General features: G+C 37.7%; 15 protein-coding genes. 10 read left to right on the top strand and 5 right to left on the bottom strand.

What is annotated here, in order from left to right:
* Positions 1 to 13: 13 nt before the first annotated feature.
* Positions 14 to 244 (bottom strand): helix-turn-helix domain-containing protein, encoded by a 231-nt coding sequence (locus B9T66_RS00605; protein WP_244914790.1) that lies wholly within the window; start codon positions 242 to 244, stop codon positions 14 to 16.
* 139 nt (positions 245 to 383) lie between these two features.
* Here B9T66_RS00605 and B9T66_RS00600 point away from each other — a divergent pair, with 139 nt between their 5' ends.
* Both B9T66_RS00600 and htpG read left to right on the top strand, forming a co-directional pair.
* On the top strand, positions 384 to 587 hold the full coding sequence (locus tag B9T66_RS00600; RefSeq protein ID WP_095627051.1) for a hypothetical protein: 204 nt from the start codon (positions 384 to 386) through the stop codon (positions 585 to 587).
* A 114-nt stretch (positions 588 to 701) separates the two neighbouring features.
* Positions 702 to 2,570, top strand: coding sequence for a molecular chaperone HtpG (gene htpG, locus B9T66_RS00595; RefSeq protein WP_095627050.1), 1,869 nt, complete (start codon positions 702 to 704; stop codon positions 2,568 to 2,570).
* Here the strand turns inward: htpG and B9T66_RS00590 are convergent.
* Positions 2,545 to 2,757: a hypothetical protein gene (locus tag B9T66_RS00590; protein ID WP_095627049.1), complete on the bottom strand. Its 213-nt coding sequence runs from the start codon at positions 2,755 to 2,757 to the stop codon at positions 2,545 to 2,547. The genes htpG and B9T66_RS00590 overlap by 26 nt on opposite strands.
* 122 nt (positions 2,758 to 2,879) lie before the next feature.
* On the opposite strand from B9T66_RS00590, the gene B9T66_RS00585 reads away from it, so the two are divergent.
* The gene (locus B9T66_RS00585; RefSeq protein ID WP_095627048.1) at positions 2,880 to 3,644 is read left to right on the top strand and encodes a pseudouridine synthase; all 765 of its coding nucleotides are present in this window, start codon (positions 2,880 to 2,882) and stop codon (positions 3,642 to 3,644) included.
* 145 nt (positions 3,645 to 3,789) lie between these two features.
* Here B9T66_RS00585 and B9T66_RS00580 read toward each other — a convergent pair whose 3' ends face one another.
* On the bottom strand, positions 3,790 to 4,182 hold the full coding sequence (locus B9T66_RS00580; RefSeq protein ID WP_257874552.1) for an NAD(P)H-dependent oxidoreductase: 393 nt from the start codon (positions 4,180 to 4,182) through the stop codon (positions 3,790 to 3,792).
* A 115-nt stretch (positions 4,183 to 4,297) separates the two neighbouring features.
* On the opposite strand from B9T66_RS00580, the gene B9T66_RS00575 reads away from it, so the two are divergent.
* Positions 4,298 to 6,250 carry an Lnb N-terminal periplasmic domain-containing protein gene (locus B9T66_RS00575; RefSeq protein ID WP_095627047.1) on the top strand — a complete coding sequence of 651 codons (1,953 nt, stop codon included), beginning with the start codon at positions 4,298 to 4,300 and terminating at the stop codon, positions 6,248 to 6,250.
* Here B9T66_RS00575 and B9T66_RS00570 read toward each other — a convergent pair.
* Together B9T66_RS00570 and serS are read right to left on the bottom strand one after the other, a co-directional pair.
* Entirely contained in the window at positions 6,247 to 8,673 is a 2,427-nt protein-coding gene (locus tag B9T66_RS00570) for a tetratricopeptide repeat protein (protein ID WP_257874551.1), read from the bottom strand. The genes B9T66_RS00575 and B9T66_RS00570 overlap by 4 nt on opposite strands.
* 8 nt (positions 8,674 to 8,681) lie before the next feature.
* Complete coding sequence (serS, locus tag B9T66_RS00565) at positions 8,682 to 9,962, bottom strand: serine--tRNA ligase (protein ID WP_095627046.1); 1,281 nt, start codon at positions 9,960 to 9,962, stop codon at positions 8,682 to 8,684.
* A gap of 139 nt (positions 9,963 to 10,101) precedes the next feature.
* On the opposite strand from serS, the gene tatB reads away from it, so the two are divergent.
* The 6 genes from tatB to B9T66_RS00535 are packed head-to-tail and all read left to right on the top strand — an operon-like array spanning position 10,102 to position 13,694.
* Positions 10,102 to 10,617 carry a Sec-independent protein translocase protein TatB gene (gene tatB / locus B9T66_RS09310; RefSeq protein WP_095627045.1) on the top strand — a complete coding sequence of 172 codons (516 nt, stop codon included), beginning with the start codon at positions 10,102 to 10,104 and terminating at the stop codon, positions 10,615 to 10,617.
* A gap of 4 nt (positions 10,618 to 10,621) precedes the next feature.
* A complete protein-coding gene (gene tatC, locus B9T66_RS00555) occupies positions 10,622 to 11,407 on the top strand; it encodes a twin-arginine translocase subunit TatC (RefSeq protein ID WP_095627044.1) in 786 nt (261 codons plus the stop codon).
* Positions 11,408 to 11,412: 5 nt separating this feature from the next.
* Positions 11,413 to 12,486, top strand: a complete 1,074-nt coding sequence (gene queA / locus B9T66_RS00550; protein ID WP_095627043.1) for a tRNA preQ1(34) S-adenosylmethionine ribosyltransferase-isomerase QueA — start codon at positions 11,413 to 11,415, stop codon at positions 12,484 to 12,486.
* Between the two features lie 12 nt (positions 12,487 to 12,498).
* Positions 12,499 to 13,086 (top strand): 16S rRNA (guanine(527)-N(7))-methyltransferase RsmG, encoded by a 588-nt coding sequence (gene rsmG / locus B9T66_RS00545; RefSeq protein ID WP_095627042.1) that lies wholly within the window; start codon positions 12,499 to 12,501, stop codon positions 13,084 to 13,086.
* Positions 13,087 to 13,089: 3 nt separating this feature from the next.
* Positions 13,090 to 13,317 carry a PP0621 family protein gene (locus B9T66_RS00540; RefSeq protein WP_095627041.1) on the top strand — a complete coding sequence of 76 codons (228 nt, stop codon included), beginning with the start codon at positions 13,090 to 13,092 and terminating at the stop codon, positions 13,315 to 13,317.
* On the top strand, positions 13,311 to 13,694 hold the full coding sequence (locus B9T66_RS00535; RefSeq protein ID WP_095627040.1) for a hypothetical protein: 384 nt from the start codon (positions 13,311 to 13,313) through the stop codon (positions 13,692 to 13,694). The genes B9T66_RS00540 and B9T66_RS00535 overlap by 7 nt, the downstream gene beginning before the upstream one ends.
* Positions 13,695 to 13,716: the final 22 nt, after the last annotated feature.

Below are 13,716 nucleotides of genomic sequence, written 5' to 3'. Positions count from 1 at the left end.
TAGCATGTGCTGCCTAAATTATAACTTCTTTCAAACGCTCTTTGAGCGCCCTATACTCAAGCACTTCTATATAGTTTTGCAAATAACTTTGAACCCAATAGGGAAATTCTTTGCTACAACCCCAGTTATTAACGCTTTGTGGGCTAATCCCTACCATTTGGGCAAATTCTTTTTTGCTAAGGTTTGCGCGCGCTAGTAATGTTTTAAATGTTCGTTTATCCATACGCCCTATGTAGCAAAACATATTCCATAAAAAACTTAAAAAATACTCTAAAGAGTATAAATTATTATTTATAAATACTCTAAAGAGTATAAATTAAGTAATTTATAATAAAAATAATGCTATATTTTCATCATTAAAATTACCACAGGGAAAGGTTTTTATGGAATCCAAAAATACAAATGCATTAGATATGATGTCTAACCTTAAAATTAACACACAAGCACTTTTGCAGTTAGAAAAACAAGATATTGCGAAGCTAAAAAATATTGTTTTGGAATTAAAAAATAAACATTTACAAATCTTGGCTCAAACATATGAATTTCGCCAACAGCACGAATTGGAATCTAAATCTTATAATAACTAATAAAGAAACTTTATATATATACTATAAACTTTTTTTAGTATAAAACTATAAGAGTTAGAATATTTTTACTTTTTTTGGATACAATGCCACCGAAATTTTTTTAAGGAGTATTGTATGGCTACAAAACATTCTTTTCAAACTGAGATTACACAGCTTTTAGATTTGATGATACATTCTTTGTATTCTAATAAAGAGATCTTTTTGCGTGAATTGGTAAGTAATGCTTCTGATGCGCTTGATAAGCTTTCTTATCTCACACTCACTGATGAAGCATTTAAAAATCTTGCATTTAATCCGCGTATTGATATATCTTTTGATGAGAAAAAAGGCACGATCACAATCCAAGATAATGGTATTGGTATGAATGAATCTGATCTCAAAGAACATCTTGGGGTGATTGCAAAATCTGGCACCAAGAGTTTTCTCTCCCAACTCTCTGGCGATAAGAAAAAAGATTCTGCTTTGATAGGTCAATTTGGTGTGGGATTTTATTCGGCATTTATGGTAGCAGATCGTGTAGTGGTGCAGAGCAAAAAAGCAGGAGAAGATAAGGCGTATGCGTGGGTGAGTGAAGGCAAAGGTGAATATGAGATAGGTGAATGTGTGCAAGAAAATTTTGGCACACAAATCACTTTATATCTCAAAAAAGAAGAAAAACATTTTGCCTCTAGGTGGGAGATTCAAAATATTATCAATAAATATTCTGAACATATTGCTTTTCCGATTTATTTGCATTACATAGACATTGTGAGTGAAGGAGAGGGCGAAGAGAAAAAAGAAAAAAAAGAGCAAAAACAAGAACAAATTAACTCTGCAAAAGCCCTATGGACATTGCCAAAATCTGAATTAAAAGAACAAGATTATAAGGATTTTTATAAATCTTTTGCACACGATAATGCAGATCCATTGCGCTGGATTCATACCAAAGTAGAGGGCAATCTTGAATACACAACATTGTTTTATTTCCCAAAAACTGCACCTTTTGACCTCTATCGCGTGGATTATCAAAGTGGCGTGAAACTTTATGTTAAGCGCGTATTTATCACAGATGATGACAAAGAGCTTTTGCCTCCATATTTGCGATTTGTGCGAGGGGTGATTGATAGTAGCGATTTGCCGCTAAATGTTAGCCGTGAGATTTTGCAGCAAAATAAGATTCTTGCAAATATCAAATCCGCCTCGACCAAAAAGATTCTCTCTGAAATTACTGCGATGACAAAAGATGAGAATCTGTATAAAGGGTTTTATGCGCAATTTGGCAAAGTGCTAAAAGAAGGGTTGTATAACGATTATGAAAACAAAGAAAAATTGCTTGAGCTTTTGCGTTGTGATAGCCAAAATCGTGAATTTATTTCACTCAAAGCGTATAAAGAATCTATGCCAAAAGAACAAAAAAGCATTTATTATGTTTTGGGCGAACACAAAGAGATTCTCAAAAATTCGCCACTTTTGGAGAAATTCAACAACAAAGGCTTTGAAGTGTTGCTTTTGAGTGATGAGATTGATGGTATGGTAATACCTATGATTGGAGAATATGACAAGACACCTCTTAAAAATATCAACGCAAAAGATGCGCTTAGTGAGATTGGTGATGAGGGCGTGAGCGATGAGGTGAAAAAGGAATTTGAATCTATCCTCAAAGGTTTTAAAGAGGCTTTGGGTGAAAAGATTGGTGAAGTAAGCCTCACAAATCTTATGCAACAAGCTCCTATAAGTCTTATCAAACAAGATGATAATCCTATGTTGGCGCAACTTTTTGCACAAATGGGGCAACAAGCTCCCCAAAATAAGCCAAATGTTGAGATTAATGTCAATCACGAGATTTTTCAAAAACTTAAAGCTTCAAATGATGAAAGTAAAATTGCCAAGGTTGCTAACCTACTCTTTGGTAGTGCGCTTATTGCCGAAGGAGGTAGCCTCGATCAAGGAAGTGAGTTTAGCAAACAGCTCAATACGCTTATGCTGGAGTGGTTAGACCAATAATAGCATAGTGCTTGTGTGAATCTAGGGCTATTTCATATGATGTGCCATTTTGCAAATCTATGAGATAGCACTGATCGCTTCCTTCACGCTCTATCCGCTCGGGTGGGTAATTTTTAAGACGCTCCAAGACTTCTTGTAAATCTACACATAATGCCGAAAATCCAAACATCATAAGCTTATATTGCATAACCTCTCCTTTGGGTGATTGTGTGGCATTATGGATTGTTTTGTGCAATGTCAAGATAATGAGCGTAAGGGAATTAATAGGAATTTTGTTACAATTGCTAGAATTTATTACAAAGGAATGCCGTGCGCCTCAATCAATACATTGCTCATAATTCAAAATTTTCGCGTCGTGAGGCTGATAAACTTATAGAATCTGGACGCGTGAAGCTCAATCACACACGAGCTACATTACAGAGTGTGCTTGGGCAACACGATAAAGTATTTATTGATGGTAAGCGTTTGTATCCAAATCAAAAATATACCGCCATTATTTATCACAAACCCAAAGGTGAATTGGTAAGTAAAAGCGATGATAGGGGGCGAAAAGTTATTTATGATAGTTTAGATTCAAAGTTTAGGGGGTTTAGCTATGTTGGGCGCTTAGATTATGCGAGTGAAGGCTTACTTATTTTGAGTGATAATAAGCAAGTTGTGCATAGCCTTAGTATGGCTCCTCTTGCGCGCACTTATAATCTTAAACTCTCTGCCCCACTTACGCCAAAGCTTTTAGATTGTGTGCGGACAATGCTTGAAGAAGGTAAAAATTTTGAAATCACAAATACCAAAGGCGCACATACGCTTAATACGATTCGCTCTCTCACACTTGCGCCATTTTTGGATTTTGAAATTTTGCGTGATAGTGCCTTGCCACGCGTGCGTGTGGTTTTGGAGGAAGGGAAAAACCGCGAATTACGACGATTTTTTGCACAATTTGGGTATGAAATTTTAGATTTAAAGCGTGTGGGTTTTGGGTTTTGCAATCTCAATAGACTGCCTTGCGGTAAATGGCGATATTTTACAAAAGATGAATACAAAAAACTCCGTGCATTTTTAGAAAATACACAATAACATAAGCCCAAACTCTGCTAACAGCAGAGCTTACACAAAGTATCATACGCCTAGATAGGCTTTGTATTTATCGATAGGGAGATTAGAGGCATTAGCACTAAAGATACAAAATGCTTCTTTAGGCTTCACTCCCAAATAGCTAAAGCTATGATAAATTGGCACAAAAATATCCTTTTATTGTAGCTCCATGATGTCCATCATAGCTAGATTCTGCACCACCTGCTGTTGTTACAATCCCAAAAGTTTTACCATTTAGCATTTTTGGGTCATCGCCATACAAAATACCTGTCAAAACTCTATCTTGCCATTCTTTAAGCAAACTTGGTGTGCTAAACCAAAAAAGTGGAAATTGGAAAATAATGGTATCTGCGTCTTTGAGAAGAGATTTTTGCGCATTTACATCGATTGTGGCGTTAGGACAGGTGAGAGTGAGGTTTTCTATTGTGAGATTTGGTAATCCTTGCACAGATTCTAAAAGCGCCTTATTGACTTTAGAATTTTCCCAAAAAGTGTGGGCGAATAATATTAGCGTTTTCATAAGTAAGCTCCTTGGATACGTGAAATAAAGGTGATATTATAAAAGTGATATGTTAATTTTTGTTAATAAAGGCTTTAAGCTATAATATGATGTAAATTACAAACAAAGAGTATAAATGCGGTATGGTGTTATATTTATATTGTGTGTGGTGTATGCGTTTGGGCTTTCAAAAGATGAAGCAATACAAAAGGCATTGGAGTTGGAGCTTTATAATCAAAAACAATGGAGAGATTTGCTACATTTTAATGGGCGAGAGAGTGAGATAGATTCACCAGAGTTTTTTTATGCCAAAGATGGCAAAAAAGACCCCAAAGCCGAGCTTATCGCGACTATACAAGCTTTTTATGCACCCATAGATTCTGTGGTGGTGCCAGAGGATTTTGCTAATCGCGTTTCAAAGGCTAATATGCTTCTTGATGCTGCGGTTACTTCTTTGCCACGCCGATCAGCGAGCAAGGAAGATTATCACGGGATTTGTCGTTTTAGAGCAAGATTTTTTTATTTAGATTCACTGCTGCATTTTGAGGATTTACCAAATCTTGAATGCCAAGATTTTAAAGCAATGTTTGCATATGTGAATCCAAAGAGTGCAACTATTATTTTTCCCTCTGCACATATTAATTCTCCTGCTTCGATGTTTGGGCATACATTTTTGCTTTTAAACTCTGGATTTAATTCTCGCTTACTTTCTTTTGCGATTAACTACCAAGCATCGGCAGATCCCAATGTCGAAAATGGTTTTAGTTTCGCGTTTAAGGGATTACTTGGAATGTATGATGGGCGATTTTCTATCCTGCCTTATTATGAAAAAATCAAAGAATATCGTGATTTTGAAAATCGTGATATATGGGAATTTGATTTAAACCTTAGCTATGATGAAGTGGTGCAAATGTATCGTCATATTTGGGAGCTTGGCGATGCGTGGTCGTGGTATTATTTTTTTGATGAGAATTGTTCGTATAATATTTTGTGGCTTTTAGAGGTGGCGCGCCCAAGCCTTGAATTACGCAAAAAATTTATCTACCAAGTTAATCCCCCTGAAACGCTTTTTGTTATGCGTGATGCAGGGCTTATCACAAAACAAACATATCGTCCCAGTCGGCGTTCTAAACTACTTGCGTATGAAAAGGTAATGAGTTTTGGTGATGTGAGAAAAGCAAAGCAGGTTGCCAAGGGCAAACTTGCTCCAAGTGCTATCGCAAGTGATTCTACACTTACCTTAGATCAGAAACAATATATCTTAGAATCTAGTATTGAAATGAGTGAGTATTGGTATGCCAAAGATAAGCTAGATAAAGAGGAATATACCCAAATTGTGCATGATAGTGCTTCTGTGCGATCAAGACTGGGCGCTAGTGAGGCGGTAGATATTCCTGTGCCTAGTTCGCCACTTATGGGGAATCGTGGGTTGCGTGTGAGTCCTATGTATTTTGTCAATACAGATTCTCAAAACCTCACACAACAAGGCTTAGGTTTAGATTTTCGCCTTGCGTATCACGACATTACCGATAATGATAGAGGGTATCTCACAGGTGCGCAGATTGAAGTTTTGAGAATCTTGGGTTTTAGTGGCATAGATTCAGAGCATAAGGGTTATGCACATATTCATCAAGCAACGATTTTTTCTCTCGCATCATTTGGTATGATGAGTAAATTTTTTACGCCATTTTCTTACCGCTTAGAATCTGGATTTTCTCGTCAATTTTTATACAATAACTTGCGGTATTACCTTGCGTTTGGTGGTGGTTTTTCTACGCGCATAGGGGATTATAGTTATGTCTATTATCTTTTAGAACCTACATTATATTTTAATGCTTCTAATACCGCAGATTTTTTATTAGCTAATGCCTTTGGTATCGTGCTAGGCAATGATGGAGCGCCAAAACTCGCCCTTGAATACAAACTAAAGGGCTATGATATACATACTTTTGGGCATTATGTAAGTGCGACAGCTTCTATAAATCTCAAGGCAAATCTTGGACTTTTTTTGACATTAGAATCTAATATGCTCCCACAGCCCTACATTTCTCGCTATGGAATCCAAAGTGGTGTGAGAATCTATTTTTAGTTATAGTCTTTTAGTAGCGGATTGGTATCAATCTCAAAATCAAAATATTCTGATACAAAATCGCTACTACTTACTTGCTCATAATGATCACGCGCAGCTTTAAAGTTTTTGACTTCTTGATAGAGTAAGCCTAGCGCAAATTTAGATTCTAAGTTTGTCGCAGATTCTATCTTGGAGATTTGTAGTAATGCTACGGCGTTTTCGTGTCTTCCTGCACCCAAAGCGGCTACTGCTCCCAAAAATCGCGTTTGGGGATCATCTTCTTTGAGGTCATCAATAAGGGTATTGTAATACACAAAGGCTTTTTCAAAATGCCCACTATAAATATTAAGCAGTCCTAAAACCTGCAAGATTCCGGCATTATTTTCATTAGCACTAAGCAGTTTATTTTCTAATTCTGGTTCGATAGTTAGCAAAGTCCCTGTGATAAATGATACATAAATATACAATTCGCGTGCGAGTGAAGCTCCAAAATAAATACTTCCCATATCTAAGTCTTTTTTGTAATAGAGTTCATTAAGTTCTAATGCCACTTCTTTAAGGTCGCGTTTATAAAATCGCGCAAGTTCATACATGACATTTGCCACGACATCTTTTGGATATAACTTCTTAAGCGTTTCAAACCCTTCCATAACGAGTTTTGGGTTTTGCTTGGCGATACCATAGGCACTTTTTAGTGCATAATAGATAGGCTTTTTAGTATCTCCTATCCACAAAAAATCCTCAATAGGGACATTATTGAGGTAGCGTAAAAATGAAAGCAAAAATATTTTTTGTTCATCAGACTCAAAGCTAATATCTGAAAAATCCGTGCTAATAGAGCTTAGGATTCTATCGACATTGCGATAGGTGAGTCTTCCGGATATGACTGCAAATAAGCCTGAAAGCACATCATTAGTGTCTAAATGATAGGCGCGCAAAAAATGTGTATAGGCATTATCATAATCTCCCATTTGGGCATAAATCACCCCCATATTGTAATGCAAAATTGCGTGATTTGGGTAGATTGCAAGGGCTTGGATCATATAATCCCTAGCCTTTCGTATGTTGTTTTGATATGCTTCTCTAAGTGCTAGTGTGATAATTTGATTAACTTTAGCAATCCCGCCACCTTCACCTAGCGCACTTTGTGCAAGTTCTATGTTATTTATTTTTGCTTGTATGCCACCTTCTTGAATCATCTCAAGACTTTGTTTGGCATCAAAGACTCTAAAGGGTGCATAATAATACACAATCTTATATCCCAAAATTTGCTCATGCTCAAACCTACGATTCCAAAAACTCTCTTGTGCTTTGTTGATGTCAAAAAGTTCATCTTTGAGTTTAACGCGTATAGGATAGAGGCTAAGATCTGGATTTTTTTCATCTTGACGCATCATACGATTGAGAATACTAACGCTTTCTTTGAAATTACCTAGCTTGAGTTCAATGAGTTGGAGGGACATAAGCGCATATGGATCTTTAGCAAATGTGCTTAGATATTCATAGAGATATTGTCGTGCTTGTTTGTATTCGCCCAAACGCGCATGGAGTTGTGCGATAGCGAGATTATCCTGTTTGGTAGGTGTTTTTTTGAGTGTCGCAAGGGCATTATAATCATCATTAAACAGCAAGAAAACACGCGCAGCAAGTTTATTGTTGTGTGTTTGATAGCTTTGGGAATTTGGGTTTAATAATGAAGAGAGCGATTCAAAATAAAAACCCTTATAGATATCAACAAGGCTATATAAAAGTGAGTAAAAAGATTGTTTATTGGCTTCAAGAAGATGTGAGGAGCTAATGCCCACATAATACTCCACCAACTCTTCTTTGCCCAATTTATGAGCCGCATATGCAGCATTAATGGCACTCACTGCTACATCTTCACCTGATGCAATCGCCATATCAAAGGATTGTAGGGCTTGTTGGTATTCTTTTTCTTTGAGTTTAATCACACCAAGATTATATCCTGCAAGAGATTGTGAGAAAATAGCAATTTGTTCAAACAAATCTAGCGCTTCTAGTTTATCGCCTTGTTCATAGAGTAGATTTGCTTTTTTAATCATCTGCCCTAGCTCACTAGCATCAATGCTATTTTTTTGTGAGAGTTGTTTTACTTGTGGTGCTTGAGATATTTTGGTAGGTTTTGGTTGGGGTGGTGGTGGCAAATCCTCCTCTTTGTCGCCTCTAAGGGCAAACAACACAAGTCCAATGATAAGTAAAAGTATGCTAATCCCTGCACCAATGAGTGCAAAGAGAAGCTTTTTATTGCTTTTTATTGCTTGAATATTTATGGCATTAAGAGGTATTTTTTGCAAGATTGGCGCTAAGAGAGTAGCGATTTTTTGCTTGATACCACTCTTTTGTTCTTGGTTATTTGCAGAATCTTGCTCGCTTGTTTCTTGTGTGTTTGGATCATTAAGATCTACTTCTTGTGCCGCCATAGCCTACCTTAGAGATATTTTTGCAAAACTTTTGGGATTGTAATACTTCCATCTTGGTTTTGGAAATTTTCCATAATGGCAATAAGTGTGCGCCCCACAGCAAGTGCAGAGCCATTGAGTGTATGCACGAGTGTATTTTTTTTCTCATCTTTATAGCGGATTTTTGCTCTACGCGCTTGAAAATCTCTTGTATTGGAGATAGAGCTAATCTCGCGGTAGCAATTTTGCCCAGGTAGCCACACTTCGATATCCACGGTGTTACTTGCACTAAATCCAAGATCACCACCACAAAGTTGCACGAGGCGATGAGGAAGTTCTAGCGCTTCTAAGATTCCACTAGCAGTTTGTATCATTTTTTCTTGCATTGTATCGCTTTGCTCTGGGTGTGTGATAGCGACAAGCTCGACTTTATCAAATTGGTGTTGGCGAATCATACCCCTTGTATCGCGCCCCGCACTTCCAGCTTCTTTGCGAAAACATGGCGTATAAGCAGTAAGCATAATAGGCAATGAATCTTTAGGAATAATGCAGTCATTATAGAGATTGGTGAGTGTGATTTCAGATGTTGAGATGAGGTAGAGTTCATGCATTTTACTTTCTTGTGAATCTAATTCTTCAATTTGGGTTTTGACCTTAAACATATCTTCCTCAAATTTTGGTAGCTGTCCCGTGCCAAAGAGGCAATGTGCATTAGTGAGTAATGGTGTGCTTACCATTTCAAATCCTGCTTGTTGATTATAATCTAGCATAAAATTAATAAGCGCACGATTGAGCTTAGCGCCCATACCACGTAGGACACTAAAGCGACTTTTGGCAAGCTTAACTCCTGCTTCAAAGTCAATCCAACCATTTTCTTGAGCAAGTTCCCAATGCTCCTTTGGCGTGAAGTCAAAGACTCTAGGCGTGAGAATCTTGGCAAGTTCTATGTTGTCGCGCTCATCTTCTCCTTTTGGTGTTTTAGAATCTGGAATATTAGGGATTGTGTGTGCGAGTGTTTGGAGTGCAGATTCTATATCAGAGAGTGTAGCTTGGGTTTGTGCTAGTTTTTGTTTGTTGGCATCTAGTTGGACTTTTAGTTCATCGGTATTTTTGCCTTGCGCTCTATATTGCCCAAAAAGTTTAGAAGTTTTGTTTTGGTAGGCTTGAAGTTCCTCTAAATCTTGTTTGCATTTTTTATGTGCGTTGGCTAGATCGTGGAGTTGTGTCAAAGTCTGCGCGCTCACTTTTTTGATAGCAAGTTTTTCTTGCACAGATTGAAAATCAGTAAAAATTGCCTTTATATCAATCATATTCTTCCCTCTATACAATCCTAATTTTCTTGTAGGCAAAGCATTTGTTATTCCCTTTATACAAGTGCTATGAAGTGAAAATTAAAGTTTTTTATATTACAATCCCCACTATGCCTATAATTTTTTGGAAGGTTATGTGATGTTTGGTGTGGGTATTTTTGAAATTTTGGTAGTTTTGGTAGTAGCGGTGATTTTTTTGGGACCAGATAAATTGCCTCAAGCGATAGTAGATGTCACAAAATTTTTCCGTGCTATCAAAAAAACTATCAATGAAGCCAAAGATACATTTGATAAAGAAGTCCAAATCAGCGAACTAAAAAAAGAAGCCCTTGGGTATAAAAAACTTTTTGAAGAGAATCTCAATGCCACAAAGAGTGAAGTTGATACTATCACAAAGGACTTCAAAGAGCTTAGCAATCTCTCGCTTAATAATCCCACAAATGCACCTATTCCCACACATCCGCAAAAAAGTGCAGAATCTCGCGCCCTAGAATCCCTTAATTTTCAAAGCGCACAGCTTGATGCAGACATCGGGATAACCCATAGCACACAAGATTCTATAACATCTACATCAGATTGTGTTGCCTTAGATTCTCCGCAAACCACACAATCTACACATACAAGTGAATCTATGGATTCGCCTAAAGGAGCTTAGAGTAATGTTTGAAGATCTAAAACCTCATTTGCAGGACTTACGCAAACGACTTATTATCTCTGTCGTGGTGCTTATTCTTAGCTTTGGGATATGCTTTAATTTTTGGGGTGTGATTTTTGATTGGGTTGCCGCACCTATTAATAGTGCTTTAGAAAATGAATCTATTAAGGCACATTTAGCCGCTCTTACAATTTTAGAAAATATTTTTGTTGCGTTAAAAGTCGCGTTTTTTGCCGCGCTTGTCATTTCTATGCCTGTGATTTTTTGGCAATTTTGGCTTTTTATCGCGCCGGGTTTATATAAGCACGAGAAAAAAATCGTTTTACCATTTGTGGCTTTTGCGAGTGTGATGTTTTTGAGTGGTGTATTTTTTGCGTATTACATTGTGTTGCCTGTTGTGATTGAAAATGTCTTGTTGTTTGGGAGTGATAAATTTGAGGGAAGCTTGAGTGCAGAAAATTATGTTATGTTTTTTACGCGCCTTGTTATAGGTTTTGGTATCGCATTTGAATTGCCTGTGCTTAGCTATTTTTTAGCCAAAGTAGGACTTATCACCGATGCAAGTCTCAAAAATTTCTTTAAATACGCTGTGGTTATTATTTTTGTCATCGCTGCGATTATCACGCCTCCAGATGTGCTTTCACAAGTGTTTTTGGCAATTCCTCTTATAGGGCTTTATGGCCTTTCAATTATCATCGCGCGTTTTGTTAATCCTGCGCCAAAAGACATAGATGATGATGCCCCAAACACCGATGAATCTAATATTTCACCTTCAGCCCAAAATACCTAAGCTCCATGCAAGAACATTTATTACCAAGTGATTTTAGCCTCTTGAGCTATGATTATACTCTCCCTCAAGAGCTTATCGCTATGCACCCAACTTCTCCACGTCGTGATGGGAAATTGCTTGTGTATTATCGCAATAGTGGGGAGATTAGGCATTGTCATTTTAGGGATTTTAGCGATATTGTCCCAAGGGATTATACGCTTGTGTGCAATGATACAAAAGTGCTAAGAGCGCGGTTATATGGCTATAAACAAGGGGGCGAGAGTATACGAGAGATTTTGTTTCACAAAGCCTATAGTGTAGATTCTACTCCTAGTTTTTTGGTGCAAATACGAGGGCGAGTAAAGCGTGGCACAGAGTTTAGAATCTGTGATCACAATCATTGTCCAACTAACTTTAGTATGCGTGTGCTAGAGGTTTTGGATAATGGGTTGCGCGTGGTGTCGTTTTATGATGATACGCGTAATGCACCCCTACATCTCACCGATCTTTATGCAATGCTTGAAGCATTTGGACATATGCCACTACCGCCATATATGAAGCGCCAAGATACGCTACAAGATAGTATAGATTATCAAAGTGCATTTGCAAAAAATGAGGGTGCTGTAGCCGCTCCTACAGCAAGTTTGCATTTTAGTGATGAGGATTTTTCCTATCTTAAAGCTCTGTATGATGTATGTTATATTACATTGCATGTGGGTGCTGGGACATTTGCCAATGTCGAGGCACAAGACATACGCACTCACATTATGCATACAGAATCTTATGCTATCACGCCAAAAGCGCGTGAAAAGATTCTAGGAGATTCTAAACTCTTGTGTATAGGCACGACAGCTGCTCGTGCAGTGGAGTATTTTTGGCGTGTGAGAGAGACTCAAGGCTTGTGTGATTTATTTTTGCACCCCGGTAATACGCCTAAGCGTGTTGATGCACTTCTGACAAATTTTCATTTCCCAAAAAGCACCTTATTAATGCTTGTGAGTGCATTTGTCAGTCGTGAGGAGATGATACGAATCTATACATGCGCCATAGCACATAAGTATAAGTTTTTTTCCTATGGCGATGGTATGTTGATACTCTAATGGAGGTAGGCGATGAATGATGTGTTAGAGTATTGCAAATCCATAGGGATTACATTGCACGATGAGGTGGCAGCTAAACTAGAAATGTATGCGAGAGAACTTTTAGAATGGAATAAGATTCATAATCTTAGTGGCGCTAGCACGCTAGATTCACTCAAAGAAAATATTATAGATTCTTTGTATCCTTTGCGTTTTGTCGATGAGTTTTCAAGTTGCCTTGATATAGGGAGCGGTGGTGGCTTTCCGGCGATTGTGCTTGCTATAGCGTTGCCAAATGTGCGATTTACACTCACAGAACCAAGAGTGAAGCGTTTTGCATTTTTGCAATATATAATCGCCCAACTCACGCTTAGCAATACTCGTGTGTTTGCTGCGCGTATCCAAGAAATTCCTATCGCAGAGGTAAATAATATCGACCTTATCACTTCAAGGGCGGTAATGAGTGTAGAAGAGATTATGCATTATGGGAGAAAATTTTTAAGCCACAATGGGCATTATTTATTGTTTAAGGGATCGAATTTCAAAAAAGAATTATCATATATGAGCGTGGAAGAATGTTTTAGCAGAAATGAGAGAATCTATTTTTACAAAAAGGGGTAAGCGATGAAATTTTTGATTATTGTTGTGGCACTTTTTGCCGTGGTGTGGTTTGTGTTTTTGCGTCCAAGTCTAAAATCTAGTATGCCAAGATCACGCCACAAGGATTTGCCAAGTGAGACTATGCAAGAATGTTGTGTGTGTGGCGTGTTTGTCTCTCAAAAAGAGGGCATTATACAAGGTGAGAAGTTTTTTTGTTCTAAAGCGTGTAAGACAAAGGCTACAAAATGCTAATTTTTGGCTACCCCAACCTAGAGGCTCCAAAGTTTCGCTACATTCAGAATCTTGAAGATATTGCCAAGAGTAAAAATGAGGAAATTGTGTGGTTTTATGCAAAGCAAGATAGGGATTTTGCGCTTTTGGGGCATTGTGTGCGTTGTGGGATTGCGTGTGCAGTGAGAGTAGATGATGTGCTAGATTTTGTCTTGTGTGCGAGTTTGAAGCCCATGTATTGTATTGTAGATGATGATCCTAAGCCATATCAAGAGATTGCTGAAACATATGTATTAGATTCTAAGGTGCTTGGTGTCATTACGCACAAAGAGCAGATTGTGTCAATGGCGCACAAAGGCATCGATGGTGTGATTTTTGCTTCGTGGCTTGAGGTTTAATACAAAAGGGAATATGTATTGC

Source organism: Helicobacter sp. TUL (assembly GCF_002287135.1).
Taxonomy (GTDB): Bacteria; Campylobacterota; Campylobacteria; order Campylobacterales; family Helicobacteraceae; genus Helicobacter_F.
Note: the sequence above shows the minus strand (reverse complement) of the source record. Positions and strands in the feature narration are given on the sequence as shown.